This is a genomic window from Spirillospora sp. NPDC000708, from assembly GCF_040299565.1.
In the GTDB taxonomy this organism is placed as follows: Bacteria; Actinomycetota; Actinomycetes; order Streptosporangiales; family Streptosporangiaceae; genus Spirillospora.
On record NZ_JBEPCJ010000033.1, the window covers coordinates 73,852 to 99,013 of the forward strand.

At 74.9% G+C, this 25,162-nt stretch carries 26 protein-coding genes and 1 pseudogene; 13 read left to right on the plus strand and 14 right to left on the minus strand.

What is annotated here, in order from left to right; translation table 11 throughout:
* The first annotated feature begins 175 nt into the window (after positions 1–175).
* The 6 genes and pseudogenes from ABT299_RS23650 to ABT299_RS23675 all read left to right on the plus strand — a co-directional run bounded on the left by ABT299_RS23650 (position 176) and on the right by ABT299_RS23675 (position 4,505).
* The gene (locus tag ABT299_RS23650; protein WP_500252015.1) at positions 176–679 is read left to right on the plus strand and encodes a helix-turn-helix domain-containing protein; all 504 of its coding nucleotides are present in this window, start codon (positions 176–178) and stop codon (positions 677–679) included.
* A 152-nt stretch (positions 680–831) separates the two neighbouring features.
* Complete coding sequence (locus ABT299_RS23655; RefSeq protein WP_387027056.1) at positions 832–2,136, plus strand: erythromycin esterase family protein; 1,305 nt, start codon at positions 832–834, stop codon at positions 2,134–2,136.
* Positions 2,137–2,208: 72 nt separating this feature from the next.
* Entirely contained in the window at positions 2,209–2,994 is a 786-nt protein-coding gene (locus ABT299_RS23660; RefSeq protein WP_190867106.1) for a DUF427 domain-containing protein, read from the plus strand.
* A 26-nt stretch (positions 2,995–3,020) separates the two neighbouring features.
* Positions 3,021–3,299 (plus strand): annotated as a pseudogene (locus tag ABT299_RS23665) (PfkB family carbohydrate kinase); the annotation flags it as partial.
* Between the two features lie 62 nt (positions 3,300–3,361).
* The gene (locus ABT299_RS23670) at positions 3,362–3,664 is read left to right on the plus strand and encodes a PfkB family carbohydrate kinase (RefSeq protein WP_500252016.1); all 303 of its coding nucleotides are present in this window, start codon (positions 3,362–3,364) and stop codon (positions 3,662–3,664) included.
* Between the two features lie 115 nt (positions 3,665–3,779).
* Positions 3,780–4,505 carry a Crp/Fnr family transcriptional regulator gene (locus ABT299_RS23675; RefSeq protein ID WP_500252017.1) on the plus strand — a complete coding sequence of 242 codons (726 nt, stop codon included), beginning with the start codon at positions 3,780–3,782 and terminating at the stop codon, positions 4,503–4,505.
* Here the strand turns inward: ABT299_RS23675 and ABT299_RS23680 are convergent.
* Positions 4,502–4,918: a DUF3291 domain-containing protein gene (locus tag ABT299_RS23680; RefSeq protein WP_190867110.1), complete on the minus strand. Its 417-nt coding sequence runs from the start codon at positions 4,916–4,918 to the stop codon at positions 4,502–4,504. The genes ABT299_RS23675 and ABT299_RS23680 overlap by 4 nt on opposite strands.
* A gap of 90 nt (positions 4,919–5,008) precedes the next feature.
* Here ABT299_RS23680 and ABT299_RS23685 point away from each other — a divergent pair, with 90 nt between their 5' ends.
* A complete protein-coding gene (locus tag ABT299_RS23685; RefSeq protein WP_190867112.1) occupies positions 5,009–5,587 on the plus strand; it encodes a TetR/AcrR family transcriptional regulator in 579 nt (192 codons plus the stop codon).
* Here ABT299_RS23685 and ABT299_RS23690 read toward each other — a convergent pair.
* The 4 genes from ABT299_RS23690 to ABT299_RS23705 form a co-directional block, all read right to left on the minus strand.
* Complete coding sequence (locus tag ABT299_RS23690) at positions 5,584–7,092, minus strand: MFS transporter (RefSeq protein ID WP_500252018.1); 1,509 nt, start codon at positions 7,090–7,092, stop codon at positions 5,584–5,586. The two genes, ABT299_RS23685 and ABT299_RS23690, sit on opposite strands and share 4 nt — an antisense overlap.
* Before the next feature lie 37 nt (positions 7,093–7,129).
* The gene (locus tag ABT299_RS23695; protein ID WP_500252019.1) at positions 7,130–8,170 is read right to left on the minus strand and encodes a sigma-70 family RNA polymerase sigma factor; all 1,041 of its coding nucleotides are present in this window, start codon (positions 8,168–8,170) and stop codon (positions 7,130–7,132) included.
* A gap of 78 nt (positions 8,171–8,248) precedes the next feature.
* Positions 8,249–9,925, minus strand: a complete 1,677-nt coding sequence (gene qcrB, locus ABT299_RS23700; RefSeq protein ID WP_500252020.1) for a cytochrome bc1 complex cytochrome b subunit — start codon at positions 9,923–9,925, stop codon at positions 8,249–8,251.
* A 120-nt stretch (positions 9,926–10,045) separates the two neighbouring features.
* Positions 10,046–10,684: a hypothetical protein gene (locus ABT299_RS23705; RefSeq protein ID WP_387027049.1), complete on the minus strand. Its 639-nt coding sequence runs from the start codon at positions 10,682–10,684 to the stop codon at positions 10,046–10,048.
* A 303-nt stretch (positions 10,685–10,987) separates the two neighbouring features.
* On the opposite strand from ABT299_RS23705, the gene ABT299_RS23710 reads away from it, so the two are divergent.
* Complete coding sequence (locus tag ABT299_RS23710; RefSeq protein WP_190867120.1) at positions 10,988–11,731, plus strand: DUF4261 domain-containing protein; 744 nt, start codon at positions 10,988–10,990, stop codon at positions 11,729–11,731.
* 64 nt (positions 11,732–11,795) lie between these two features.
* Here ABT299_RS23710 and ABT299_RS23715 read toward each other — a convergent pair whose 3' ends face one another.
* Positions 11,796–13,064 carry a hypothetical protein gene (locus ABT299_RS23715; RefSeq protein ID WP_500252021.1) on the minus strand — a complete coding sequence of 423 codons (1,269 nt, stop codon included), beginning with the start codon at positions 13,062–13,064 and terminating at the stop codon, positions 11,796–11,798.
* Between the two features lie 170 nt (positions 13,065–13,234).
* Here ABT299_RS23715 and ABT299_RS23720 point away from each other — a divergent pair, with 170 nt between their 5' ends.
* A complete protein-coding gene (locus tag ABT299_RS23720; RefSeq protein WP_387027047.1) occupies positions 13,235–13,993 on the plus strand; it encodes a TetR/AcrR family transcriptional regulator in 759 nt (252 codons plus the stop codon).
* Positions 13,994–14,022: 29 nt separating this feature from the next.
* On the plus strand, positions 14,023–14,886 hold the full coding sequence (locus ABT299_RS23725; protein WP_190867126.1) for an NAD(+)/NADH kinase: 864 nt from the start codon (positions 14,023–14,025) through the stop codon (positions 14,884–14,886).
* A gap of 38 nt (positions 14,887–14,924) precedes the next feature.
* On the opposite strand, the gene ABT299_RS23730 is transcribed toward ABT299_RS23725, so the two are convergent.
* Genes ABT299_RS23730 through ABT299_RS23745 form a run of 4 tightly spaced genes read right to left on the minus strand, consistent with a single transcriptional unit; the run spans position 14,925 to position 17,832 of the window.
* A complete protein-coding gene (locus ABT299_RS23730) occupies positions 14,925–15,533 on the minus strand; it encodes a response regulator transcription factor (RefSeq protein WP_387027046.1) in 609 nt (202 codons plus the stop codon).
* The gene (locus tag ABT299_RS23735) at positions 15,530–16,678 is read right to left on the minus strand and encodes a sensor histidine kinase (protein WP_500252022.1); all 1,149 of its coding nucleotides are present in this window, start codon (positions 16,676–16,678) and stop codon (positions 15,530–15,532) included. The genes ABT299_RS23730 and ABT299_RS23735 overlap by 4 nt, the downstream gene beginning before the upstream one ends.
* Before the next feature lie 39 nt (positions 16,679–16,717).
* Complete coding sequence (locus tag ABT299_RS23740; protein ID WP_500252023.1) at positions 16,718–17,149, minus strand: hypothetical protein; 432 nt, start codon at positions 17,147–17,149, stop codon at positions 16,718–16,720.
* A 50-nt stretch (positions 17,150–17,199) separates the two neighbouring features.
* A complete protein-coding gene (locus ABT299_RS23745) occupies positions 17,200–17,832 on the minus strand; it encodes a TetR family transcriptional regulator (protein ID WP_190867134.1) in 633 nt (210 codons plus the stop codon).
* Between the two features lie 272 nt (positions 17,833–18,104).
* Between ABT299_RS23745 and ABT299_RS23750 the strand changes: the two genes are divergently transcribed.
* Positions 18,105–19,124, plus strand: a complete 1,020-nt coding sequence (locus ABT299_RS23750; RefSeq protein WP_387027043.1) for an enoyl-CoA hydratase/isomerase family protein — start codon at positions 18,105–18,107, stop codon at positions 19,122–19,124.
* Between the two features lie 45 nt (positions 19,125–19,169).
* Entirely contained in the window at positions 19,170–20,000 is an 831-nt protein-coding gene (locus tag ABT299_RS23755; protein ID WP_347257088.1) for an acyl-CoA thioesterase, read from the plus strand.
* Between the two features lie 84 nt (positions 20,001–20,084).
* On the opposite strand, the gene ABT299_RS23760 is transcribed toward ABT299_RS23755, so the two are convergent.
* The 3 genes from ABT299_RS23760 to ABT299_RS23770 form a co-directional block, all read right to left on the minus strand.
* The gene (locus ABT299_RS23760) at positions 20,085–21,650 is read right to left on the minus strand and encodes an alpha-amylase (RefSeq protein ID WP_500252024.1); all 1,566 of its coding nucleotides are present in this window, start codon (positions 21,648–21,650) and stop codon (positions 20,085–20,087) included.
* A 145-nt stretch (positions 21,651–21,795) separates the two neighbouring features.
* Complete coding sequence (gene nrfD, locus ABT299_RS23765; protein WP_500252025.1) at positions 21,796–22,839, minus strand: NrfD/PsrC family molybdoenzyme membrane anchor subunit; 1,044 nt, start codon at positions 22,837–22,839, stop codon at positions 21,796–21,798.
* Positions 22,836–23,615, minus strand: a complete 780-nt coding sequence (locus ABT299_RS23770) for a 4Fe-4S dicluster domain-containing protein (RefSeq protein ID WP_206700325.1) — start codon at positions 23,613–23,615, stop codon at positions 22,836–22,838. Before ABT299_RS23770 ends, nrfD begins: the two co-directional genes overlap by 4 nt.
* A 250-nt stretch (positions 23,616–23,865) precedes the next feature.
* Here ABT299_RS23770 and ABT299_RS23775 point away from each other — a divergent pair, with 250 nt between their 5' ends.
* Positions 23,866–24,312, plus strand: coding sequence for a PaaI family thioesterase (locus ABT299_RS23775; RefSeq protein ID WP_387027040.1), 447 nt, complete (start codon positions 23,866–23,868; stop codon positions 24,310–24,312).
* A gap of 38 nt (positions 24,313–24,350) precedes the next feature.
* Here the strand turns inward: ABT299_RS23775 and ABT299_RS23780 are convergent.
* A partial coding sequence (locus ABT299_RS23780; RefSeq protein WP_500252026.1) for a PaaX family transcriptional regulator occupies positions 24,351–25,162 on the minus strand: 812 nt, incomplete at its 5' end.

A 25,162-nucleotide genomic window follows, 5' to 3' on the forward strand; every position in this document is an offset into this window, starting at 1 on the left:
TCCGGACCGCGCCCTTCGCCCGCCCGTGACCGTACCGCCGGACGGCGCCGCCGTTGGCGCCGACTGCCCAAAGAACGGCGCCGATGTCGTGCTGACTCGCTCATTGACCTTCCTGACCGACCGTAGAAGCCTTGCGAGTGCGTCCGGGGTCCCGCACCCAGCGAGAAGGAGCGTCATGTCCGCGCTCGTCAGCACCTCGGACCACCCTGCACGCGACCGTGCCGGCCTCGGGCGGCACGCGATCCGCGAGGCCCCCGGCCCGTTCCGCGTCCGGCCCGCCCGCTCGGACGGGCTCACCGCCCGGTCCCAGGGCCGCGGTCCCGGCCCGGAGGAGGCCGCGGCGGTCCGGGCGATCAAGGAGTGGATCGAGGCGCACCTGCGGGACCCGGACCTCACCCCGGCCGCGATCGCGGGCGCTCACCACATCTCCGTCCGGCAGCTGTACCGGGTGTTCGAGCCGTCCGGCACGACGGTGGCCCGGTACGTACGGGACCTCCGGCTGGAGCGGTGCCGCCGGGAGCTGTCCGACCCGTCGCTGGCGGGCCTGCGGATCGGCGCGATCGCGAGCCGCTGGGGGCTGCCGGACGCGGCGGGGTTCAGCCGGGCGTTCCGGGCCGCCTACGGACTGTCGCCCTCCGCATACCGTGAGCGTGCGGCCGGTCCCCATCGGCGCGGCTGAGCGGGGTCGCGAGCCCCGGACCCGGGGGCAGGGGCCCGAATCGGTCCGGCGGCGTGCATCGATCCGGGGATCCGGGGAACGGCGACAGCAACGAGCGATTTGAGTGGAATGTCGAAATCCGTCGCGGGAGAACCCTGGGGGAGGGGGACACGATGAGCGACGTGGACGACGTGCTGGGGGCCGCGCTGCCGCTGGAGTACGCCGAGGACCTGGACCCGCTGCTCGACCGCATCGGGGACGCCTCGTGCGTCCTGATCGGCGAGGCCAGCCACGGCACCCACGAGTACTACGCGTGGCGGGCCGCGATCACCCGCCGGCTGATCGCCGAACGCGGCTTCTCCTTCGTGGCCGTCGAGGGCGACTGGCCGGACTGCCGCGAGGTCGGGCGGTCGGTCACGCTGGCGCCCGGCGGCGCGGAGGACCCGCGCACCGCCCTGGACGGCTTCGGGCGCTGGCCCACCTGGATGTGGGCCAACGAGGAGACCGTCCGGTTCTGCCGGTGGCTGCGCGAGCACAACGCCGGCCTGCCGCCCGACGAGAGGGCCGGCTTCTACGGCCTCGACGTCTACAGCCTGTGGGAGTCGCTGCGGGCCGTCGTCGACCACCTGGCCGAGCACCGCCCCGAGTACCTGGCGACGGCGCTGGAGGCCTACCGCTGCTTCGAGCCGCACGGCGAGGACCCGCGGTCCTACGGCTGGAACACCTCGCTGGTCCCGGACGGGTGCGCCGAGGAGGTCATGGCGCTGCTGACGCGGCTGCGCCGCCCGGTCTCGCACGGCGACTCCCGGGACCCCGACGAGGAGCTGGACGTCCGGCAGAACGCCGAGATCGCGGCGGGCGCCGAGCGGTACTACCGCACCATGATCGCCGGCGGGCCGGAGTCGTGGAACGTCCGCGACGTGCACATGGCCGACACGCTCGACCGGCTGACGGACTTCCACACCCACGGCGGCCAGACCGGCAAGGGGGTCGTGTGGGCGCACAACACCCACGTCGGCGACGCGCGCGCCACCGACATGGCGGACGCGGGCATGGTGAACCTCGGGCAGCTGGCCCGCGAGCGGCGCGGCCGCGACCGGGTCGTCATCGTGGGGTTCGCGGGCGGTCCCGGCGAGGTGGTCGCCGCGCCGAGCTGGGGCGACCCGATGGAGGTCATGACCGTCCCGCCGCCGGCGCACGGGTCGCTGGAGGAGGTGCTCGCGCGGTCGGAGCTGCACCGCGGCATGTTCGTGGTGCCGCCCGAACGGGACATGCCCGGCTTCCTCACCGGGACGCTCGGGCAGCGGGCGATCGGCGTCGTCTACGACCCCGACCGCGATCCGCGCCAGTACGTCCCGTCGCGGCTCGCCGAGCGGTACGACGCGCTGTGCTGGTTCCGGATCACCTCCGCGCTCGCTCCGCTGCACCTGGAGGCGGCGCGCCGCGGCGAGCTGGAGACCATGCCGTCGGGCGTGTGAGCGCGGTCCCGGTTGGGCACGCCGACTCCGTGGACGGGCCGGCCGCGCGAGCCGGCCCGCAGGGAGATGAGCATGTCGCTGACCTTCGCCCCAGGACCCCTCGCCGGATCGCCCGGCGACGTCAACTACGGCATCGACGGGCCGAAGCACCGGCTGCTGATGCACGAGTTCCCGCGCCGGGTGCACGCCCGCTTCGGCGGTGAGGTCGTGCTCGACACCGAACGCGGCAGGCTGCTGCACGAGACGGGGCTGCTGCCCGCCCTGTACGTCCCGGAGGACGACGTGCGGACCGATCTGCTGGAGCGGACCGACCACAGCACGCACTGCCCGTTCAAGGGCGACGCCGCGTACTGGACGATCCGCGTCGGCGACCGGGTCGCGGAGAACGCGGTGTGGGGGTACCCGGAGCCGCTGCCGGAGTCGTCCTGGCTGCGCGGCTACATGGCCTTCTACTGGGCCCCGATGGACGCCTGGTACGACGAGGACGAGCGGGTCCACGGCCACCTGCGGGACCCGTTCCACCGGGTGGACGCCCGCGCCTCGTCGCGGCACGTCCGGGTGCTGCTGGACGGGGAGCTCATCGCCGAGACCGAGCACCCGAAGGTGCTGTCGGAGACGGGGCTGCCCAACCGGATCTACATCCCGGCCGTCGACGTGCGCCGCGAGCTGCTGACCCGCAGCGAGAAGCGGACCGTGTGCCCCTACAAGGGCGAGGCGACGTACTGGTCGCTGGACGGCGCGGAGGACGCGGCGTGGTCCTATGAGGACCCGCTGGAGAACGCGCTCAAGGTCGCCGGGCACTTCAGCTTCGACCACCGGGCGCTGACCGTCGAGGCCGAGCCGCCGCGGCGCGCGTGAGCGGCGGCGGGCCGGACGTCTGCGTCGTGGGGCAGATCGCCCGCGACCTGGTGCTCGTCGTCGGCGAGGTGCCGGGGCCGGGCGGCTCGGCGCGGGTGCGGCGCCGCCGGGAGATGCTCGGCGGGAAGGGCGCCAACCAGGCGGTCGGGCTGGCGCAGCTCGGCATGCGGCCCGCGCTGGCCGGCGTCGTCGGCGACGACGACGCCGGTCGCGACGCGCTCGGCCAAGCGGTCCGCGACGGCATCGACGTGTCCGCCGTGGTGCGCCGCGAGGGCGCGCGGACCGGCCTGATCGTGGACCTCGTGGACGGTGACGGCCGCTGGCGCTACCTGGAGGACCTCCCGCCGCCTGTCCGGCGGACGAGGCGGTGCGGCTCGGCGCCGACCTCGTCCGGCGCGGCCCGGTGCTGGTCGCGCTGGCCGTGGAGGACGCGAACGTCTTCGTCTGGGAGGGCGGCCGCGCCGTCGTGCCGCTGGACGAGACGCCCGTCGCCGACACCACCGGTGCCGGTGACGCGCTCACCGCCGCGCTGATCGCCGCGCTCGCGCGCGGGGAGCCGCCGGAGCGCGCCGCCCGGTTCTCGGTCGCGGCGGCCGGCGCCACCGTCGGCCATCCCGGAGGGCGCCCCGCCCTGAGCTTCGAGGGCGTGGGGGCGCGGGCCGGTCTCTGACGCACTCGCGTCCATGACGGGCGCGGCTCTCCGACGAACTCGTGCCAGGGCGGTTTACCGAACAGGTGACAGCGGGCATGTCAAGGTACCCGGCGACCGGTAAGGAGGACGACTTTTGGCGACCCCCTCCTCACCGCCCTCCCCGTCCGTCCCCCGCCCCGGCTTCTGGGCCGCGCTCGACACCGCGCAGCGGACCGCGCTGCGCGCCGCCGCGCGGCCCCGCCAGTTCGCGGTCAAGGCGCCGCTGGTCTACCAGGGCGACGAGTCCGACCACGTGATCATCATCGAGCGGGGCTGGGCCAAGGTGACCTCGTCCACCGAGGACGGCCACGACGTGGTGCTGGCCGTGCGCGGGCCGGGCGACCTGCTCGCCGAGAGCGCGGTGCTCGGCGGCCGCACCCGCTCGGCGACGGTGACGGCGCTGTCCCCGGTGCGGGCGCTGGTGGTCCCGGCCGGCCGGTTCACCGGGTTCCTGGACGAGCACCCGGACGTGTGGATGCTCGTCACCGGCACGTTCGTGCAGCGCATCGACGACTCCGACCGGCGGCTGCGCGCGCACGTGACCAGCCGCGGCACGCAGCGGCTCGCGCGGCTGCTGGCCGACCTCGCCGAGCGCTCGGCGCAGCACGTCCCGCCCGCGCCGGACGGGTCGATCGTGATCGGGCCGCCGCTGTCGCAGGAGGAGCTCGGCAGCTGGATGGACGCCTCGCGCGAGACGGTCGCGCGGGCCATGACGGGGCTGCGCGCGGCGGGCCTGATCCGCACCGGCTGGCGCAGGATCACCGTCATCGACCTGCCCGGCCTGCGCGCGTTCGCCGATGACGCCGAGCCGCCCGGCTAGCCGCGGCCCGGCCGCTCGCCGGGGCTTCGGCTCTCCGCGATGCGCCGCCGCGCCTCCTCCCAGGTGACGGGCAGGTCGGCGGCCTTCGCCTGCCAGAAGACGAACGTGGAGTCGCGCATCACCGCGCGCTTGGCCCGCATCGTCGACCGGTGCGGCTCCGCCGCGGCGTAGGCCCGGATCGCCTTCTCGTCGCGCCAGGCGGACAGCGTCCAGAACGTCCGTTCGAGCAGCTGGGCCTTCAGGGCGACGCCGTGCGCGCCGTCGGACCGGCGGGCCTGGCGCCGCAGGGACAGCGACGCGAGGAGGAACCCCGGCACGTGGCGCAGCGAGCGCACCTCGAGCCGGGACGCCATGACGGTGACCTCGGCGCCGGGGCCGGGGGCGTGGACGGGGGTCCAGGGCAGGGTCGGCATGGGACGGTCCTTCGCTCGGATGCAATCTTGTCAATGGCCAGATTGCCTCCGCGGCCGTGAACTTGTCAATGGCAAGATAGGATCGGCGGCATGAGTGACGACGCCTACCACCACGGTGATCTGCGGCGCGCCATCATGGCGGCGGCCGTGGGCGCGATCGCCGAGTCGGGACCGGCCACCTGGAGCCTGCGCGAGCTGGCCCGCCGCGCGGGCGTCTCGCACGCCGCCCCCGCCCACCACTTCGGCGACAAGGCCGGGCTGCTCACCGCCGTCGCCGCCGAGGGCTATGGGCTGTTCGCCGACGCGCTCGAGGGCGCGGGCGACGACTTCCACGACGTCGGGCTCGCCTACATCCGCTTCGCCATCGACCACCGCGCGCACTTCGAGGTCATGTTCCGGCCCGAGCTGTACCGTGCCGACGATCCCGAGGTCGTCGCCGCACGCGCGCGCGCCGACGGCGTGCTCGTGCGCGGCGCCCGGAGCGTCGCCCCGGGCCGCCCCCGCGGCGACCTGACCGCCCCGATCGCCGCCTGGTCGATCGTGCACGGCTTCGCCGAGCTGTGGCTCCGCGGCGCCCTGCCCGCGGAGCTCGGCGACGACCCCGAGGCCGCCGCCGAACCCGTCATCCGCCTGCTGTTCGAGAAGCCCGCCCGGACCGCCGGGTCCTAGGACCGGGACGCGGCGGAACGCGGCCCCGCCGAGGCCGCCGAATCCGCCGGGACGGCGCGGGCCTTCGCCGGGACGCACAGCGCCGCGACCACTCCCGCGGCGGCCACCGCCGACGCGACCCACAGGGCGGGCTTGAACCCGTCGATGAACGAGGCGGGCGTCTCGTAGCCGCCGCTGTGCGCGAACACCGCGGCGAGGATCGCGATGCCGAAGACGGCGCCGAGCTCGCGCAGCGCCGTGTTGGTGCCGGCCGCCACGCCCGCGTCGCCCGCGGGCACCGCGGCGGTCGCCGCCCCGGCCGTCGTCGCGAAGACCATGCCGGTGCCGGCGCCCGCGACCACCAGCGGCGCGACGAGCGTCCCGTACGATACGTCCGGCGCCGTCACGGCCGCCAGCCAGCCGAGCCCGGCCGCCTGCAGCACCATCCCGCCCGCCATCAGCGGCCGCGGCCCGATCCGGTCGGCGAGCGCGCCCGCGAGCGGCGCGGCGACCATCGGCATGCCCGTCCAGACCAGCAGCCGCAGCCCCGTCTGCAGCGGGGAGTCGCCCAGCCCGACCTGGAACAGCTGGGTCATCATGAACAGCGCGCCGAGCAGCGACACCGCCAGCAGGAAGATCACCGCGTTCGCGGACGCGAAGCCGCGCAGCCGGAAGTACGCCAGCGGCAGCATCGGATGCGCGGCCCGGCGCTCCCACAGCAGGAACGCCGCCACGAGCACGGCCCCGGCCGCCAGCGACCCCGCCACCTCGGGCGAGTCCCAGCCGGCCGACGGCGCCCGCACCGGCGCCCACGTCAGCGCGAACATCCCGAGCCCCGCGAGGAGCTGGCCCGGCACGTCCAGGTGCGGGCGCGGTCCGCGGCTCTCCCGCAGCAGCGTCGCCGACAGCGGGATCATCACGAGCCCGACCGGCACGTTGATCCAGAAGATCCACTGCCACGCCAGGCCGTCGGTGATCGCGCCGCCCAGCACCGGCCCGCCGGCCACGCCGAGGCCGGTGATCCCGCCCCACAGCCCGATGGCGGCGCCGCGCTTCTCCACCGGGAACACGTCGCTGATCAGCGTCAGCGTCAGCGGCAGCAGCAGCGCCGCGCCGGCGCCCTCGACCACCCGGGCCGCGACGAGCGCGCCCGCGCCGCCCTCGACCACCCGGGCCGCGACGAGCGCGCCCGCGCCGCCCGCGAGCGCGCACGCGGCGGACGCCGCGGTGAACACCGCCAGGCCCGTCACGTAGATCCGGCGCCGGCCGAACCGGTCGCCGAGCGCCGACCCCGTCAGCATCAGGCAGGCGAAGGCGAGGTTGTAGGCGTTGATCGTCCATTCGAGGTCGGACAGGCTCGCGCCCAGGTGGGTGCGCAGCACCGGCAGCGCGGTCGCCACCACCACCACGTCCAGGGAGCACAGGAACGCCCCCAGCCCCGCCAGCACCAGCGTCCAGACCCGCCGCGCCGCCGGGACGGCGTCCGCCTCGGACGCCTCCCGGCCGGTCGCGGTCTTGCTCGTCATCTCCGGCATCCCGGTCCCTTCCCTTGGAGCGGATCGCTCACCGGGTACAGACCGCCGCCGATCCGGAAGGAACCGGTCCGCCGGGCACCGCCGCGGACGGCGGCTCGTACGGCAGCTCGGCGGGCAGCCCGAACCGGGGGAACAGGCCCGGATCGAGGAACGCCACGATCCCCGCGACGCGGCCGTCCGCGACCGTCAGCACCTGGACGCAGTGCGCGCGGTGCACGCCGTCCGGGTCGCGCATGTACGACGCGGCGGCGGGCCGGCCGTTCGCCGAGACGGGGAACAGCCGCAGGTCGCCGGGCGCGCCGAGGATGTGCGCGGCGGCGAACCGCGCCACGTGGTCGCGGCCGGCGAACCACGCCGCGAACGGCGGCATCTCCAGCGTCGCGTCCCGCGTCAGCAGGTCCGCGAGCGCCGCCGCGTCGGCGTTCTCGAAGGCCGCCGCGTACCGGTCCAGCAGCGCGCGGACGCCCGGGTCGTCCGGCTCTGCGACGCCGTCCTCCTCCGGGGCCAGCCGCTCGATCTGCTCGCGCGCCCGCTGCAGCATGCTCTTCACCGCGATCGTGGACGTGCCGAGCGTCTCGGCGACCTCGGCCGCCCGCCAGCCCAGCACGTCCCGCAGGATCAGCACCGCCCGCTGCCGCGCGGGCAGGTGCTGCAGCGCCGCGATCAGCGCCAGCCGGACCCCCGCGCGGGACGCGACGACCGCCGCCGGGTCGCCGCCGTCCGCCGCGTCCGCCCACCGGCCCGGAAGCGGCTGCAGCCACTCGACCTCCGTCCGGGCCGGCCCGACCGGGCCCTCCGGATCGGAGCCCGGGGCGCCGAGCCCCGACGGCAGCGGCCGCCGGCGCCGGGCGCCGAGCCCGGTCAGGCACACGTTCGTCGCGATCCGGTGCAGCCAGGTGCGCAGCGACGCGCGCCCCTCGAACCGGTCGAACGACCGCCACGCCCGCAGGTACACCTCCTGGACGAGGTCCTCCGCCTCGTCCAGGGACCCGAGCATCCGGTAGCAGTGCACCAGCAGCTCGGACCGGTACGGATCGGTCAGCCGCGCGAACTCCCCGTCATCGGCCATCGGCACTTCCCTCCACCGCTCTCACACCTGTACGGACCCGTGCGGAGCGGAAAAGGGACCGGGTTCCGGCCCGCGGATTCAGCGGGACGCCCGCGCGGCCGCCGAGCCGGCGCCCTCCCCGTGCGCGCCGCCGTCCTCGATCGCGGGGGCGTCCGGCGCGGTGTCCGGGACGACGGCCAGGTCCGCGCGGAACCGGCGGTTGAGGGCCGCGCGCATCCGCGCCGTCCGGCTCCGGGCCCGCGGGCTCTCGACCCCGCCGGTCTCGGGCGGGAGGTCCAGCGGCACCGCCGGCGCGGGGCGCGGATCGGTGATCGCGGCCGTCCGCTCCGCCGGAAGGCGCCGCTCCACCTCGCTGTACCGGCCCTCCGGCGACCGCCGGATGACGCCGGTCTCCAGGCCGTGCTCGACGAGCGCGAGGTCGCGGTGCTGCAGGCCGACGCAGATCCGGTAGGTGACGGCGTAGGCCAGCACGGGCCCGAGGATCACCAGGCCCCGGAAGAACCAGGTCGTCCAGAACAGCGGGACGTCGAACCGGTCGGCGATGACGTCGTTGCCGCCCGCCGCCCACAGGCCGCCGAAGAACACCACGCCGGCCATGCCGATCCCGGTCCGCGCCGGGACGTCGCGGGGCCGGTCGAGCAGGTGGTGGATCTGGCGGTCGCCGGTGACCCAGCGTTCCAGGAACGGGTAGAGGGCGAGTCCGGTGAACAGCACCCCGGGCACCACCAGCGCCGGGACGACCACGCTCAGCGTGACCGTGTGCCCCCACGCGGTGACCTCCCAGGCCGGCATGATCCGCAGCGCGCCCTCCAGCCAGCCCATGTACCAGTCCGGCTGGGAGCCGGAGCTGATCGCGCCCGGGTCGTACGGGCCGAACAGCCAGATCGGGTTGATCTGGATGAACGCGGCCATCAGCGTGGTGACGCCCAGCACCCACAGGAACAGCGACGTGGTCTTGCCGATGAACACCGGGAAGAACGGGTAGCCGCGCACGGTGGTGTTGCTGCTGCCCTTGCCGGGGAACTGGGTGTGGGTCTGCCGCCAGGTCAGCACGACCGCGTGCAGCGGGACGAGTGCCGCCAGGAGCCCGGGGATCAGCAGCACGTGGATGACGTACAGCCGCGGGATGATGTCGTTGCCGGGGAACTCCCCGCCGAACAGGAACATCACCAGGTACGTCCCCACCACGGGGATGGCCGCGGTGACGCCCTCGAGGATCCGGATGCCGGTGCCCGACAGCAGGTCGTCCGGCAGCGAGTAGCCGAACAGCCCGTTGAGCATCGCCAGGATGAGCATGACGACGCCGATGATCCAGTTCAGCTCGCGCGGCTTGCGGAACGAGCCGGTGAAGAAGTGCCGCAGCGTGTGCACCAGGATCGAGGCCAGGAAGATCAGCGTGGCCCAGTGGTGGAGCTGCCGGACGAGCAGCCCGCCCCGCACGTCGAAGCTGATCTTCAGTGCGGAGGCGTACGCCTCGCTCATCCGCACGCCCTGCAACTGCGTGTACGAGCCGTGGTAGGTGACCTCGTTCATGCTCGGCTTGAAGAACAGGGTGAGGTACACCCCGGTGAGCAGGATGACCACGAACGAGTACATCGCGATCTCCCCGACCAGGAAGCTCCAGTGGTCCGGGAAGGCCTTGCGCAGCGCCTTGCGCGCGAAGCCGGTGGTGCCGAGCCGCTCGTCGAGGGCGTGCGCCGCGGCGTCGACGCCCCGCGCCGCACCCGTCCCCGTGCTCGGCATCGTGTCCGCCATCGACGCCGTCCTTTCGTCGGTCTGGACCGGTTCTGCGCATAAGACCGATCCAGACCGGCGAAACGTGACACAAGGCGATGTAACGCCCGTCACATGGCGGCGCTCAGACCATGGCGGCGCTCAGACGGCGGGCGCCGCCCACCTCTCCCGGCGCCGGTAGCGCGGCAGCCAGCGCGCCCGGTATAGCATCCGGAACGGCGGCGGCAGCAGCCGCAGCACCGCCCGGGACGTGGCGTCGGGAGCCCCGTCCAGCAGCCACGGCACGAACGATCCCAGCCCCCGCATGCCCAGCTCGCGGCGCATCTCGACGTCGAAGGTGCCCCACTCGAACGGGGTCAGCGCGCGGTGGATGAGCGGCAGCATCTCCGCCTCCTTGTAGTCCAGGAGGTCGTTCACCGCCGCCGGCAGCGCCCGCGCGTACTGGCGCAGGGCGCGCCGGTCGCCGTGCTCCAGCGCCGCGTCGACCCCGTCCAGCAGCGGGACGACCCGGAACGCGCGCGTCTCCAGCGCGTCGAACACGGCGGGACGCTCCCGGCCGCGCATCACCGCCCACAACGCGCGCTGCTCGGCGGCCTGCTGGGCCAGCCAGTGCCGGCGGAACATCGCCCATCCCCGGGCGACCCGCCCGGGGTCCGGCGCGGCGTCCGCGTCCGCGGCGGCCGACATCCGGGCCATGTCCCGTCGGAACGCGTCATAGGCGGCGTTCAGCATGGTCAGGTTGAACCGCCGTGGCGTGCTGCTCTCCGGTATGGCGCCCATGCCCCCTCCAAACCCTCCGTGCGACCCGTCACAGAGAAGATGGATCAGTGCCGCCGAACGTGACGCGATCGGGCCCGGTCCGGCTGTGACCTGCCCCACATCGCGCTCGTCCGGACGGCGTCATAAGTCCATGCAATCACCCTTCCCCGCCGCGTCCCGCTGATGCGGCCCCGTCTCCCGGAGGTGCTTCCCGCCCGCCGGCACGGGCCGCACCGCGCGTCCCGCGGCAGCCCCCGCGGCGGCGGCCCGCTGATCACGGCGAACCTCTGCCATGACCACGATCTTCGCGTAGCCTGCCGCCTGATGATTGATGAGCACACGTCGGTGGGTTCCCGGCATGTCCTGTGCGTCCTCGGCGCCGGGCTCGACCTCGCCGAGGTCGAGGCGATCGCCGAGCCGGAGGGCTTCGAGCTCGACTGGGAGTACTCCGGGCACGCGCCGGACCCGCGGATGCCGGCCGCGTTCGAGGCGTGCGGCGCCGCCGCCTCGTTCACCGCTCTGGACTGGGAGGCGGTGCGCGGCCACGACACCGTCGCCTACCTGCTGTCGCCGGCCGCCCGCCCCGGCGTCGCGTTCACCGTCGCGCGCCGCACCCTCGCGCTGACCGCCCGGCTGCTGCGCTCCGGCGCGACCGCGGTGAAGAACGAGAGCAACGGGCTCGCGCACGGCCGCGACCGGTGGCTCGACCTCGCCTACAAGGCGTACGCGGGCCAGGAGGCGGCCGTCCCGCTGTACCAGGCGTGCGTCAAGCGGCCGATCACGACCGGCGCGCTGTACTTCAGCTGCGGCATGCACCTGCTCGGCGCCCCGGACGTCGAGCTGGACCATCCGGGCGCCCCGCACCCCGAGGACGTCCTCGACCTGATCGACGGGCTGGCGCTCTACCTGCTGATGGAGCAGCGGACGCGGGAGCTGCACGACGGCGAGACGTTCGCCCTGGAGGACGGCGCCGACCAGTGGGTGCTGCGGCACGGCCCGTGCGAGCGGTTCGCGGAGGACGACTTCTTCCACAACCCGCACGGCTACTGGCGGCTCACCCCCGCTTGAGCGACCCGGCGGATCCCGCCGCGTCCCGCCGCGTCCCGTGCCGGGACGCGGCGGGCCGGCGCGGTCAGGTCACCGGGTTGTCGACCAGGTAGACGGTGGGGGTGGGGGCGCCGCACGTCGCCGAGGCCGTGGACCCGCCGTTGAACGACAGGTCGGCGGCGGCCGACCCGAGCGCGACGGACGTGCTCGTCGCCGACGACGACGGCGTGAACGGTCCCGCGGTCAGCGTGCCGTCGCCCGGCAGCGGCACCGTGATCTGCTCGTCGCGCGCCAGCGGCGTGTTCGGGATCGCGATGCCGCCGGACGGGATGACGTTCTGCGTCGCGGGCGTGCCGCCCTCGACCGCCAGGTTCAGCGCCGTGACCTTGCCGGATGCCGACGTGTAGCCCTTGTCGATCAGCTTGTTCACGGTGCCCGCCGGGATCACCAGCGCGCCGCTGGCCTGGGTGAAGGAGAACGAACTCCCGCGCTTGGCGACGAGCGGGATGTGCGCGCCGACCGCGATCCCGACCTCCAGGGCGTCGGCGCCGACCTTGCACGTGTACGGCGCGTTGATGATGCCGACCAGCTCGTTCGACGCGGGCTCGGGGAAGTTCAGCGGCGCGCCGGTGATCTTCGCCGGCGGCTGCCCGGCCGCGCCGCCGACCGCGATCGTCAGCAGCGCGTTGCCCGCCGACGGCTTGCAGTCCGCGGTGATCGGCAGGCTGAACCCGGCCGACGACTTCAGGTCCACCTCGGCGAGCGCGTGCTCGAACGCGAGCGTGACCTTGCCGCCGTCCGGCGCGGTGTACGGGCCGACGTCGAACGTCCCGGTCAGCGGCAGCCCCACCTTGAGCGGCCGCCCGGCATTGATCGCGATGTCGTCGATCTCGAACGGGCCGCCCGCCGCGATGTTGATGCTGGACGGCGTCGAGCCGCTCGCTCCGATGCTCAGATCGGTGATCTTCGCGTCCGCCCTGTCGATGCCGAGGATCGGCGCCAGCGAGGTCAGCCAGGACGGGAACGTGATGCTGCCCGATCCCTGCGAGAGGTAGAACCGCTGGCCCGGCCCGAGCTGGACCGGTGCGACGCCCTGCACGTCCACGTCGGTCGGCAGGTAGAACACCGGCAGCCCGCCGAGGCTGATCGTGCAGCCGATCGGCAGCTTGAACCGGCCGGTGTCGACCCCGACGGCGGGCACGTCCTGGGGTGGGAGCGCGTGCGCGGGCGGCGCCTGGACGAACGCGAGCACCGTGAGCGCGAGCAGCGCGAGGGCGGCGCCCGCGCGGGCGGCGAGGGAGCGCCGCAGCGGGCCGCGCCCGGCCGTCGCGGCGCCCGCCTGTCCGACTCTCATGAGGACTCCTCTCAGAAGTACGCATGCGTACCTGTGGGTCCCGGACATGGTGGACCCCGGCCGATGGGGCGGGATACGGACGGTGATGCGGAAACGCCGCGGACCGGTTAGCAACCGCCCATAGAAAGGCCGCTCACGGCGGCACGGCCGCCGGGCGTCCGCCCACTACAATGCGCTGCATCGAACGACAGCGGCCCCCCGACGACGGCGCCTCCCCCGGCGGCCCGCGGTCCGGCGATCGGCGACCCGGCGGCCCCCGGCTGGCCGAGGTCTACGACCCGGCGCGTCCCGGCCTGCCCCGCGGGCGCAGCAGCCTGCCCGCGCCGGTCGTCCGCAAGGCGCAGCGGAAGCGGCTGCTCGCCGCGGTGATCTCCGCCGTCGCCGAGCACGGCTACCCCCGCACCACCGTCGCGATGGTCGTCGCCCGCGCCCGCGTGTCCCGCAAGGCGTTCTACGACCACTTCACCGGCCTGGAGGACTGCTTCCTTACCGCGCTCGCCGACGCCCAGAAGGTGATACTGCGGGAGCTGATGAACGCGCCGAAGAGCCTCGGCGCGAAGCCGTCTCCGCGGGCCGTCCTCCAGGCGGGCCTGCGCTCGTACCTGACCCTGTGCGCGCGCGAGCCGGAGTACGCGCGCTGCATCCTGATCGAGCTGCCCGCCGTCGGCCCGCGCGCGCTAAAGGGCCGCAACAAGGCGTACGGGGCGGTCGCCGACGTGCTGCGGCTCTGGCGCGAGCACGCCGCGAAACGCCACCCCGAGTGGCCGCCCGTCGAAGAGGCCGCCTACCGCGCCGCGGTCGGCGCCATCGCCGAGCTGATCACCGCGCACGTCTGCGCCGGGGACGCGGCGGGCCTGCCCGCCCTGCACGGCCCGCTCACCGAGATCCTGCTGCGGATCCTCGCCGCGCCGCTCCCGGACGACCGCTGAACCGCCCCTCGGGGCCGTACGGTTCTGTCATGGGCATGGTGCACACGGTGGGGCTCGTCCTGCATCCCGAACGCGACTCGAAGGCGGCCGTCGACACGATCGTCGGATGGGCGGGCCGGCGCGGCGGCGCGGTGCTGGGGCTGCCCGACGAGATCGGCCGGATCGACTGCAGCGCCGTGGCGGTGGAGGCCGCCGCGCTCGCCGAGCGCGCGGACCTGCTCGTCAGCCTCGGCGGCGACGGGACGATGCTGCGCAGCATGCGGCTGGCGGCGGGCGCGGCGACGCCGGTCCTCGGCGTCAACCTCGGGCGCCTCGGGTTCCTCGCCGAGATCGACGTGGACGGGCTGGCGGACGCGCTGACCAGCATCGACGCGCACCGGTACGAGGTTGAGCCGCGGATGGCGGTGTGCATGCGGCTGCCCGATGGCGAAGTCGTGTCCGCGTTCAACGACATCGCGCTGGTGCGGATGCCGGGCGACGGCCTCGCCGCGGTGGAGGTGTCGGTGCAGGGCCACCCGTTCGTCCGGTACGCGGGCGACGCGGTGATCGTGGCGACCTCGACCGGCTCGACCGCCTACAGCTACTCCGCCGGCGGGCCGATCGTCTCGCCCGCCGTCGAGGGCTTCCTGGTGGTGCCGGCGGCGGCGCACTCGACGTTCAACCGCGCCGTCATGCTGTCGGCGGACGAGGACGTCGAGCTGACGCTGCTGCCGACGTCGGGGACGCTGGCGGTGGAGGTGGACGGCGGGATCGCCGCGCAGCTCGAGGCGGGGGACCGGTTGCGGGTCACCGCCGCCCGCGGCGCCGCCCGCGTCGTCCGGCTGGGCGGGACGACCTTCTACGAGCGCGCCCGCCGCAAGCTGCGCGTCAGCGGCAGCGCCGAGGCGGACTAGAGGAGGGCCGGAGGAGGGCGGGCGCCGGGCCGGGACGGTCAGAGCCAGCCGCGCTCGTCGGCGACGCGCAGCGCCTCCATCCGGTTGTGGGTCCCGGTCTTGGCGATCGCCGCGGACAGGTAGTTGCGGACGGTCCCCTCCGACAGGTACAGGTTCCCGGCGATCTCCGCGACGGTCGCGCCCGAGCGCGCCGCGTTGAGCACGTCGACCTCGCGGGGGGTCAGCGGCGAGTCCCCGGCCGCCAGCGTCGCCGCCGCCAGCGCCGGGTCGACGACCCGCTCGCCGGCCATCACCCGGCGGACCGCGTCCGCGAGCGCCTCGGCCCGCGCGTCCTTGACCACGAACCCGACGGCGCCCGCGCCCATCGCGCGGCGCAGGTAGCCGGCGCGGCCGAACGTCGTCAGGATCACGACCCGGCAGTCCGGCGCCTTCTCGGCGAGCACCGCCGCCGCGGCCAGCCCGTCCACGCCGGGCATCTCGATGTCGAGCAGCGCCACGTCCGGCCGGTGCTCCAGGACGGCGCCGACCACCTCGTCGCCGCGGCCCACGGCGGCGACGACCTCGAAGTCGTCCTCCAGGTCGAGCAGCGTCGCCAGCGCCGTGCGGATGAGCTCCTGGTCGTCGGCGAGCAGCAGCCGGATCGTCATGTGCGCGCACCCTCCGCGGTCCCGACCGTCACCTTCAGCCGCCAGCCGCGCGGCCGGACCGGGCCGGCCTCCACGCCGCCGCCGGCCGCCTCGACCCGCTCCCGCAGCCCGGTGAGCCCGTTCCCGCAGGACGCGGCGGCGCCCACCCCGTCGTCCAGGATCTCCACGCCCGCGGGCGACAGCGTCACCGTGCAGCGGGTCGCGCGCGCGTGCCGGACCACGTTCGTCAGGCCCTCGCGCACCACCCAGCCGAACAGCTCCTGGTGGGCGGGGTCGACCATCTCCGTCGCCGCCGGCAGGTCGGCGGCGACGCCCGCGGCGCGCAGCACCTCCCGGCCCCGCGCCAGCTCGCCCGCGAGGGACACCTGCCGGTACCCCGACACCGCGGCGCGCACGTCCGTCAGCGCCTGCCGCGCCAGCTCCTCCACCGCGGTGATCTCCTCCACCGAGCGGGCGGAGCCGCTCTCGGCGAGCCGCCGGGCGAGCCCGCTCTTGACCGTGATGACGGTCAGCGAGTGGCCGAGCAGGTCGTGCAGGTCGCGGGCGATCCGGGCGCGCTCGGCCTCCGACGCCAGCCGGGCCACCTCGGCGCGCGCCTCCAGCAGCTCCGCGTTGGCGCCGGCCATCTCGGCGTACGCGTAGACGGTCATGGTGGTGAACACGACCATCAGCGCGGTGAGCAGGTCGGGACCGGTGTGCCACGGCCGCACCGCCCACGGGACGATCAGCGGGGGCAGCGCCCCGGCCAGCACGATCAGCGCGATGCGCCGGCGCAGCATCAGGGCGGTGAGGGCGGTGATGACCGCCCACAGGTAGAAGGCCAGGTTCCGGGCGAACGGCAGCTCCGCGAGGAACAGCACGACCATGACGCCGTGGAAGAGCCAGAGCCGCCCGCGGTCCCGGCGCACGACCGCCCCGCCCGCGAGGACGTAGGTGACCGCGAACGCCCCGGCGATCGCGAACCCGGCCGCGGCGGCGGCCCCCGAGGAGTACTGCGCCACCCCGAGCGCCGTCACCGACGGGTACACCAGCATTCCCGTCGCCAGCGCCGTCCGGCGCCAGCCGCGCGCCCACCGGTGCGGGTCGGCGCCGCGCTGCTTCGGGGGCGGGCCGCCGTCCGGCGGCCGCTCCACGGCGTCCTGCATGCCCGGCACGTTACCGGCCTCCCGTCGCCTCGTCCGCGTTCACTTGGCGGCGAACAGTGCCCGCATGCGGCCGCGGGCGGTGATGAGGACGACGCCCAGCAGCAGCACTCCGCAGACGGCCTGCTCGATCCGCATCCACGGGGGGAGGAAGCCGGGCAGCGAGACGATCACGACGATGGCGGCGGTCATCACCGCCGACAGGATCCGCAGCCGCCGGAACGCGCCCCGGGAGCCGCGGGCGGCGCGGTGGGCGAGCGCGAACGACAGCACGGAGGCGAGGGCGACGATGCCGCCCCGCACCCAGACGTTGTCGTTCACCATCGAGCGGTGGTCGCGGAGGAGGAAGGCGGCTCCCATCGTGAGCCAGCTGAGCGCGAGGTAGCCGCCGGTGAGCAGCTTCAGGTCGCGGAAGGCCCGCAGGTTCTGCGGGTGGCGGAGGTCCTGGGCGGTGCCGTTCTCGTTCTCGTTCATACCGGAAATGGTCCGCGCGGGGGCCGGGTCACCGGCAGTGAGACGGCGCATCACCCGCCCATGACATTCGTCATGGGACGGCCGTTCGCGCTGCGGACGCCGAGCGCCCGGAACAGGAACGCGGTGAGCTGGGCGGCGGCCGCGGACGCGCTCTCCCGCGCCGTCCCGGTGAGCTGGTGCTCGAACGCCCGGCCGAGCGCGGCCCGGATCGACCGCGCGTCCGGCTCGGGGTCGGCCCACGGCAGCGACCCGTCCGCCAGGCCCGCCGCGAGGATCTCGGCGATCAGCGCCTCCTGCTCGGCCACCGCGCGGGCGCGCTCCTCGGTGCAGCCGCGGGCCCGCACCGCCTCGCCCGAGGCGAGCGCCAGCGCGCGGCGGCGGCGCCGGTCGTCGGCGGTGATCCGGAGCATGCCGTCGACCACCGCGCGCAGCGCCTCGGGCGGACCCGCGGCGGACGCCGCCCACGAGCGCATCTCCGCCGTCATCAGCGCGCCGTCGCGCCGGAACATCGCCAGCAGCAGCGCGTCCTTGGACGCGAAGTGCCGGGCGAACGCCTCGCCCGGCAGCCCCGCCTCCGCGATCACGTCGCCGACGGTCACCGGCACGCCGTTCGCCGCCAGCAGGCAGCGGTACGCGGCATCGATGATGCGGACCCTCTCGGCGGCCTCTGCCGGTGCCGTCACGGCCCCTCCCCGCACGCCATCGTCCGGACGTCCCGGACGCCCCACCGGGCTCCGGGAGCCTCCAGCCTAACCCGCCGCCCGGCCGCCCGTCCGCCTCCACGAAGGCCACGCTGAGGTGGCCGCGTGGCACGGTCCACCTCGCTCACCTGCGCGGACTCGCGGGCACCGGCGCCGCGTCCGGGACCCGGTCCGGCGCTACACTCGCGTCCCGGTAGAGATCATCGCGCGGATCCGCCGTCCCGCCGGAGGGTCCCCGGGCGAGAGGGACCGGCGTGCACATCTCGATAGCGGACCTCGCGGACGGCGCGGCGGACGCGCCTCCGCTCGACGGCGACGGCGCGGTCCGCGCCCCCCTCGCCGTCGTGGACCTCGCGCCCGCCGACGCCGCGGTCGTGGAGCGCGCCGCGCGCCGCGCCCGGGACTGCGACCGCGTCCTCGTCGGCGTCGGCTCCGGCGACCCCGCGCTGGTCCGCGCCCTCGACGTCACGCTCACCGGGGCGGCGGACGCCGGGCCGGAGTGCGTCGCCGCCGCGGACCCGGCGGAGCGCGCCGCGGCGCTGCGGGACGCGGCGGAGCGCAACCCGCAGGCGGCGCTGGTGCTGCGCGACGTGCTGCGCACCACCGCCGGGATGGACGTCCCGGCGGCGCTGGACGTGGAGTCCTACGCGTACTCGGCGCTGCTCGGCGGGGCGGAGTTCGCGCGGTGGCTGGCCTCGCGCGGGCCGCGGCTGCTGCCGTCCGACGTCCCCGACCCGGTCCTGCTGGCCCGGGACGGGGACGTGCTGTCGATCACGCTGAACCGGCCGCAGCGCCGCAACGCCTACGGGCGCCAGCTGCGGGACGCGCTCGTCGACGCCCTCCGGCTCGCGCTGCTCGACGACGGGATCGCCCGGGTCGTCCTGGACGGCGCGGGCCCGGTGTTCTGCTCCGGCGGCGACCTGGACGAGTTCGGCACCGCGCCCGACCTGGCGACGGCGCACTTCGTGCGGACCCGCGCGGGCGCGGCCCGGCCGATCCACCGGCTCGGGACGCGCATCGAGGTCCGCGTGCAGGGCGCCTGCGTGGGCGCCGGCGTGGAGCTGCCCGCCTTCGCGGGCCGCGTCGTCGCGGCGGCGGACGCGACGTTCCGGCTCCCGGAGGTGGCGATGGGCCTGATCCCCGGCGCGGGCGGGACGGTGTCGCTGCCGCGCCGGATCGGCCGCTGGCGCACCCTGTACCTCGCGCTCACCGGTGAGCCGGTCGACGCGCGCACCGCGCTCGCCTGGGGACTGGTCGACGACGTCCGGCCGTGAGGGCGGCCGGAACCGCGCCGGACCGCGTCGGATAACGTCTCGACCGTGCGACCCACCATCTCCGAGCAACCCGAACCGCGCCTGGAAGAGCGGCACTCCGTCCTGGAGCTCCTGGACCTGGAGGAGCTCGACCGGGACCTGTACCGCGGCGCCCTGGTGTTCGACGACCCGTACCCGCTCTACGGCGGGCAGGTCGCGGCGCAGGCGCTGCGCGCGGCGGGCGGCACCGTCCCGGAGGGCCGGCTGCCGCACTCGCTGCACGGCTACTTCCTGCGCGGCGGCGACGCCGCCCGGCCCACGATCTTCCGGGTCGACCGGGACCGCGACGGCCGCTCGTTCTCCGCGCGGCGCGTGGTCGCCCTGCAGGGCGGCGAGGTCATCTTCAACATGTCGGTGTCGTTCCAGCGGCCCGCCGAGGACGAGGACCGCCAGGTGCATCCCGCCCCCGACGCGCCCGCCCCCGAGACGCTGCCCGACGCGGAGATGCCGCGGCTGTTCTCGATGGACAGCCGCGTCCCGCCGCAGCCGTACCCGGCGTCGGACTTCCCGACCCGGCTCTGGTCGCGCTGCGACGAGCCGCTGCCGGACGACGACCTGCTGCACGCGTGCGTGCTGACGTACCTGTCCGACATCTCCTCCGGGCTGTCGGCGCTGCACGACGGGACGGCCCGGTCCGGGTCCAGCCTCGACCACGCGGTCTGGTTCCACCGGCCCGTCCGGATGGACGACTGGGTGCTGATGGACCTCGTCCCGCTGACCGTCGCGTCGGGGCGCGGCCTGTATTCGGGAACGATCCACACCCGCGGCGGCTCCCTCGTCGCGAGCCTCACCCAGGAGTGCCTGTTCCGCACGCCGCGCGACCGCCCCGCCTCCTGAGCGGGCTACGCCGCCGCGGCTGGTCGGCGCGGGGCGGATGACCGCGCGGCGTGCCGCCTCGCCGAGGCGGCACGCCGCGGGTGCTCAGCGCCAGGTGTCGTTCGCGGTGTGCGGAGAGGCGCCGGTGGTGCCGGTCGTGGCGTCCACGTCGATGGCGACCGCGCCGCCCGCCGGGATCGTGACGGTGGCGGTGCCGCCCGACACCGTCACGGCCGTGCCGTTGCAGCCGCCCGTCCTGGCGCCGCCGGTGATGACGTCGCAGTACACGCCGTCCGGCAGGCCGGTGGTGTAGGCGGCGGTGGACGCGCTGGACGAGGCGTTCAGCCCGATCCAGCCCTTCCCGCCCCGGCCGAACCCGATGACGTTGCCGGCCGTGGCCGTGAAGTTCGAGACGGTCGTGGCGGACGCGGTGGCGTTGTGCCAGCCGACCATGCCCTTGACGCCGGTCGACTGGGTGATGCACTGCCAGCCGTCCGAGCAGTTCGCGTCCTTGACGAAACCGCCGGCGTCGGCGGGCGGCGACTGCCCGGCCGCCGACCAGGTGAACCCGTCGAACACCGACGGCCTGCCGTACGGGTAGGCGAGCAGGAAGTAGTTCGCCAGCGTGTACGCGGTGCCGCTCTTGTAGCTGAGCGTGCTGCCGTTGCGCTCGGTGTCGTGGTTGGCGACCATCGCGAACGTCTGGCCGCCGGCGGCGTCCAGCGACCAGGACGGGATGCCCGACAGGTTGGACAGCGTGCCGGCGGAGAACTGCGCCTTCAGCCCGTCGGCGTAGGAGAAGCCGATGACGTCGCCGTTCGCGGTGAACGCGGACGGTTTGAGGGCGTCGGCCGTCGATCCCGGCATGACCTCCTGCGCGATGTAGGGGGCCTTCCCCTCCGCTGTCGTGGGGTGCAGCGCGCTCTTGATGGCGGCGAAGTCGGCCTGCGGGATGTGCTTGGCCGCGTCGACGCGGAACCCGTCGACGCCGAGCCCGATGAGGTCGTTGAGGTATGCGGCGATCTCGCCCCGGACGTAGCCGGTCTGCGTCTGCAGGTCGGAGAGGTGGTCCAGCTCGCAGTTCTGGACCTCGGCGGTGTCGTTCCAGTCGTCAATGACGCCGTCGTCGTCGTTGCAGTACCCGTCGCCGGGATGGTGGAAGTCGCCGTACCCGTACGGGACGGCGGGGTAGGCGTAGCCGGACGGGTCGAACGTCGAGCCGCCGTAGGTGGTGGTGGTCGTGTTGTTCGCGCCCGCCATGTGGTTGACGACCGCGTCGGCGTAGACCCGGACGCCCGCGCCGTGGCACGCGGTGACCATCTCGGCGAACTGGGCGCGCGTGCCGAGCCGGCTGGTCAGGTTGTACGAGACGGGCTGGTAGACCTCCCACCAGGGGTGGGCGCCGTCGCCGCTGGAGGCGAGGCTGACGGACTCGGCGGGCGGAGCGACCTGGACCGCGCCGTACCCGGCGGGCCCGAGCTGGTCGGTGCACGCCCGCGCGACGGAGTTCCAGTTCCATTCCCACAGGTTGGCGGTGACGTCACCGGCATTGAGATCCGCGGCGGCGAGCGGGGCTTCGGCGCGGGCCGTCCCGGTGAGGGACGGCGCGGCGGCGCCGATCAGGAGGGTGGCGGCGGTGATCAGGGAGCGTGCGGAGGTTCCACGGTGCATGTCGGCGAACTCCTGTCACAGGGCACATGGCGCGTGCCTGAGGGGGTGGGGGACGGCCGTCCGCGAGCACCGTGAGAATGCTCTCCTCTTGCAGCCGGGTCAAGGGATTGCGCAAGATTTCATGCTTCTTGCAGAAACCGGACGGTCATGCGCCTTCGGTCTTCGCCGTGTCCCGCGCGTTCGCGCGCTCCCGCTGCGGCATCACCGTGTACTTCGGGTCCTCCGCCGACCGCATGCCGGCGTAGAACACTCCGAACCGCGTGCACGCCGAGCCCGCCAGCAGCGCCGCGCCGCTGATCGCCGCCGCGATCCGGCTGCGCCCGCCGAGCACCGCGCCTCCGGCCGCGCCCGCGGCCGACAGGATCCGCGCCGCCCGCATGAGCCCGCCGCCCTTGCCCTGCCGGTACGGCTCCGCGACCATCCCGAGCCGGCGCTCCATCAGCTTCACCGCGGCCAGGTCGAGCCCCGCGCCGAGGACGGCGGCGCTGCGCATCGGCGCCGTCTCGGTGACGGGCGCGGCGAGCAGCGCCATCCCGGACGCGGCGGCGGTGGCCGAGCCGACGAACACCAGCGGCATCTCCCGGTAGCCCTCGTGCCAGGCCGGCACCGCCGTGTCGGCGATGAGGACGGCGGTGTAGGTCGCGACCACCGGCCCCAGGGCCGCGGCGCCCACCGTCGCGGCCCTGCCCAGCGGCTTGAAGAGCCCGGTCGCGTCCAGCACGGCGGCGGCGCCGGCCGCCGGCCCGTAGGCCGCCAGCACCCACGAGCCCATGCTCATCGGCGAGGTCGGCTTCATCACCCGCAGCATGTTGACGAACCGCGCGGGACGTCCGAGGTCGTGGATCAGCGCGGCCGCCGATCCCGCGATGGCGGCCAGCGAGGAGATCTTCAGCGCCCGCGCGGCGACCGGGCGCCCGGTCAGCTCCGCGCCCGCCGCCAGCACCGACCCGGCGCCCGCCAGCCCGCCGAGGAACAGGTAGGCGGCGACGTCGGACGCCGCCCACACCGGCGCGTTCAGCACGGGCTTGCCGTAGTAGGACGTGAACTCGGCCTCGGGCACCATCGCCCGCTCGCCGCGCCCGCCACGGCGCCTCCGGCGCCCGCCCTTGCCGGTCCCCTGGCCGATCAGGGCGTCCCGGCCGGGTCGGCGCCCCTCGATCCCGCCCTTGGTGACGTCGGACGTGCTCATCGCCCGCCTCCCCGCCGGCCGTGGACGGCGAACAGCGCGGCGGCCCCCGCGGCGAGCGCGGCGGCGGCGGCGCCCGCGTGCTTCCACATGGCGGGCAGGTCCCGCGTGGTGACGACCGGGTCCGGCGGCAGCCCGTACACCTCGGGCTCGTCCAGCAGCAGGAAGAACGCGCCGTCGCCGCCGACGCCGTCCTCCGGGTCGTGCCCGTACAGCCGGGCGTCGTCCACGCCGATGTCGTGCAGCTGGTCGACCCGGGCGGCGGCGCGTTCGCGCAGCTCGTCCAGCGGGCCGAACTGGATGGAGTCGGTGGGGCACGCCTTGGCGCAGGCCGGTTCGAGGCCGTCGCCGATCCGGTCGTAGCACAGGGTGCACTTCCAGACGCGGCCGTCCTCCTTGCGCTGGTCGATGACGCCATAGGGGCAGGCGGGCACGCAGTAGCCGCAGCCGTTGCAGACGTCCTCCTGGACGACCACGGTCCCGAACTCGGTGCGGAACAGCGACCCGGTCGGGCACACGTCGAGGCAGGCGGCGTGCGTGCAGTGCTTGCAGACGTCCGACGCCATCAGCCAGCGGACGCCGGAGTCGGCGTTGCCCATGGGCTTGTCCTGCTCGATGAACGCGACGTGCCGCCAGGTGTCCGCGCCGAGCCCCTGGGTGTTGTCGTAGGACATCCCGGTGAACTCCAGGCCGTCCTCGGGGACGGCGTTCCACTCCTTGCAGGCGACCTCGCAGGCCTTGCAGCCGATGCACACGGAGGTGTCGGTGAAGAAGCCCATGCGCGGCGGGGCGTCGGGGTACCCGGCGTCCTTCGCGACGTCGGGCTCGGCGCCTGCCAGCAGGTTCCGTCCGACCAGCCCGCTCACCGCGGTCACCTCCAGCCCGTGGACAAGGCGGTGCGACCCTTCCCGCCAGGCGGCCTCCTACACCTGGAGGCGCGGGCGGGCCGGCACCACGATGCGACGTAACGGTGCATTGACGACCTTTCGGACGGCTGGATAGCGTCGGAAGATCGTCGAGGAGGCTGCGATGGCGGTGGAACCGGCCGGCTACGCCGGCCCGCTGGACCGCACGCTCGGCCTGGTGGTGACCGCGGCGTCCGACCGGGAGGTCGTCGCCGAGATCGAGGTGACCGGCAGGCTCATGCAGGCGTACGGGATCGTCCACGGCGGCGTCTACTGCGCCGTCAACGAGACCGTCTGCAGCATGGGCGCGGCGCTCACCGTCGGGCTGGAGCACCAGGTCGTCGGCGTCAGCAACCACACGCGCTTCATCCGCGCCGTCCGGGAGGGCCGGCTGACCGCCCGCGCCCGCCCCGTCGACCGGGTCGGCGACCACGTCACCTGGCAGGCGACCATCACCGACGACCGGGACCGCGTCGTCGCCGAGGGCACCGTCAACCTGCTGCGGCTCACTCCGCGGGACGCGCCGGAGCCCGCGACCGGACGGGCGGCGGGGTCATCGGCGGCGGGTTAGCCGGCGGCCGGCCGGCGAGCGGCGGGCCCGCGGGCCGGTCAGTCGGCGGTCAGGGCCTTCCAGTGGCGGTCGGCGACCGGCCGCCACGCGCCGTGCCGCTCGTGGAAGAGCGCGAACGCCTGCGAGCCGCTCCAGTCGTCCGGCAGCAGCTCGGCGGGCAGCGCCGGATCGAGGAACGGGAACCGCCGCCATTCCTGGACGAGCCGGGCGTGCGCGGCGAACGTCCCGGGGTCGTCGGCGGGACGCAGCGCGCGGACCGCGTCGAGGAAGTCCTCGTAGGCGAGCTCGATCTCGTCCAGGTTCCACGCCTGCCGGGCCACGCGGCGCGCCTCGCCGAGGTCGCCGAGGCTCCCGACGAACAGCGTCGAGGTGTCCGCGACGCCGATCTCGGCGAGCACCTCGCGCACCTCGGGCTCGCGCTCGGGATGCGGGCTGACCCACACGCCGGGGGACAGGTTCCCGAGGCCGTTCCAGGACAGCCGGGTCCGCAGCAGGTGCCGCAGCTTCCGGTTCGTCTCCGGGACGGTGGCGAGGACCAGCAGCCACCGCCCGTCCCAGTCGCCGCCGGGCCGGCCGAAGCCGTAGATGCGGTCCGTGCCGTCGGTGAGCAGCCGCCGCCCGGCCGGGGTGAGATGCCAGGCGGTGCGGCGGCCGTGCCGCTCGCCGGAGAGCCAGCCCTCGGTCGCGCTGCGGGCGAGCGCCTGCCGGACGGCCTTCTCCTCCACCCCGACCAGCCCGAGCGCCTCCAGGAACGCGGCCGTCCAGACGGGCTCGCCCGCGGGCAGGACGAACTCGCCGAGGACCGTCAGCAGCAGCGAGCGCGCGCGCGCCGCGCCAACCACCCGCCGGC

Bases quoted from the DNA above. Each gene is read 5' to 3' on its own strand.
- ABT299_RS23730 (WP_387027046.1), bottom strand. From the start codon at position 15,533: ATGACGATCCGGCTGCTGCTCGCCGACGACCAGGAGCTCATCCGCACG.
- ABT299_RS23695 (WP_500252019.1), bottom strand. From the start codon at position 8,170: ATGGCCGATGACGGGGAGTTCGCGCGGCTGACCGATCCGTACCGGTCC.
- ABT299_RS23775 (WP_387027040.1), top strand. From the start codon at position 23,866: ATGGCGGTGGAACCGGCCGGCTACGCCGGCCCGCTGGACCGCACGCTC.
- ABT299_RS23735 (WP_500252022.1), bottom strand. From the start codon at position 16,678: ATGCAGGACGCCGTGGAGCGGCCGCCGGACGGCGGCCCGCCCCCGAAG.
- ABT299_RS23650 (WP_500252015.1), top strand. From the start codon at position 176: ATGTCCGCGCTCGTCAGCACCTCGGACCACCCTGCACGCGACCGTGCC.
- ABT299_RS23770 (WP_206700325.1), bottom strand. From the start codon at position 23,615: ATGGGCTTCTTCACCGACACCTCCGTGTGCATCGGCTGCAAGGCCTGC.
- ABT299_RS23685 (WP_190867112.1), top strand. From the start codon at position 5,009: ATGAGTGACGACGCCTACCACCACGGTGATCTGCGGCGCGCCATCATG.
- ABT299_RS23760 (WP_500252024.1), bottom strand. From the start codon at position 21,650: ATGCACCGTGGAACCTCCGCACGCTCCCTGATCACCGCCGCCACCCTC.
- ABT299_RS23715 (WP_500252021.1), bottom strand. From the start codon at position 13,064: ATGAGAGTCGGACAGGCGGGCGCCGCGACGGCCGGGCGCGGCCCGCTG.
- ABT299_RS23660 (WP_190867106.1), top strand. From the start codon at position 2,209: ATGTCGCTGACCTTCGCCCCAGGACCCCTCGCCGGATCGCCCGGCGAC.
- ABT299_RS23740 (WP_500252023.1), bottom strand. From the start codon at position 17,149: ATGAACGAGAACGAGAACGGCACCGCCCAGGACCTCCGCCACCCGCAG.
- ABT299_RS23705 (WP_387027049.1), bottom strand. From the start codon at position 10,684: ATGGGCGCCATACCGGAGAGCAGCACGCCACGGCGGTTCAACCTGACC.
- qcrB (WP_500252020.1), bottom strand. From the start codon at position 9,925: ATGGCGGACACGATGCCGAGCACGGGGACGGGTGCGGCGCGGGGCGTC.
- ABT299_RS23710 (WP_190867120.1), top strand. From the start codon at position 10,988: ATGATTGATGAGCACACGTCGGTGGGTTCCCGGCATGTCCTGTGCGTC.
- nrfD (WP_500252025.1), bottom strand. From the start codon at position 22,839: ATGAGCACGTCCGACGTCACCAAGGGCGGGATCGAGGGGCGCCGACCC.
- ABT299_RS23680 (WP_190867110.1), bottom strand. From the start codon at position 4,918: ATGCCGACCCTGCCCTGGACCCCCGTCCACGCCCCCGGCCCCGGCGCC.
- ABT299_RS23725 (WP_190867126.1), top strand. From the start codon at position 14,023: ATGGGCATGGTGCACACGGTGGGGCTCGTCCTGCATCCCGAACGCGAC.
- ABT299_RS23720 (WP_387027047.1), top strand. From the start codon at position 13,235: ATGCGCTGCATCGAACGACAGCGGCCCCCCGACGACGGCGCCTCCCCC.
- ABT299_RS23655 (WP_387027056.1), top strand. From the start codon at position 832: ATGAGCGACGTGGACGACGTGCTGGGGGCCGCGCTGCCGCTGGAGTAC.
- ABT299_RS23690 (WP_500252018.1), bottom strand. From the start codon at position 7,092: ATGACGAGCAAGACCGCGACCGGCCGGGAGGCGTCCGAGGCGGACGCC.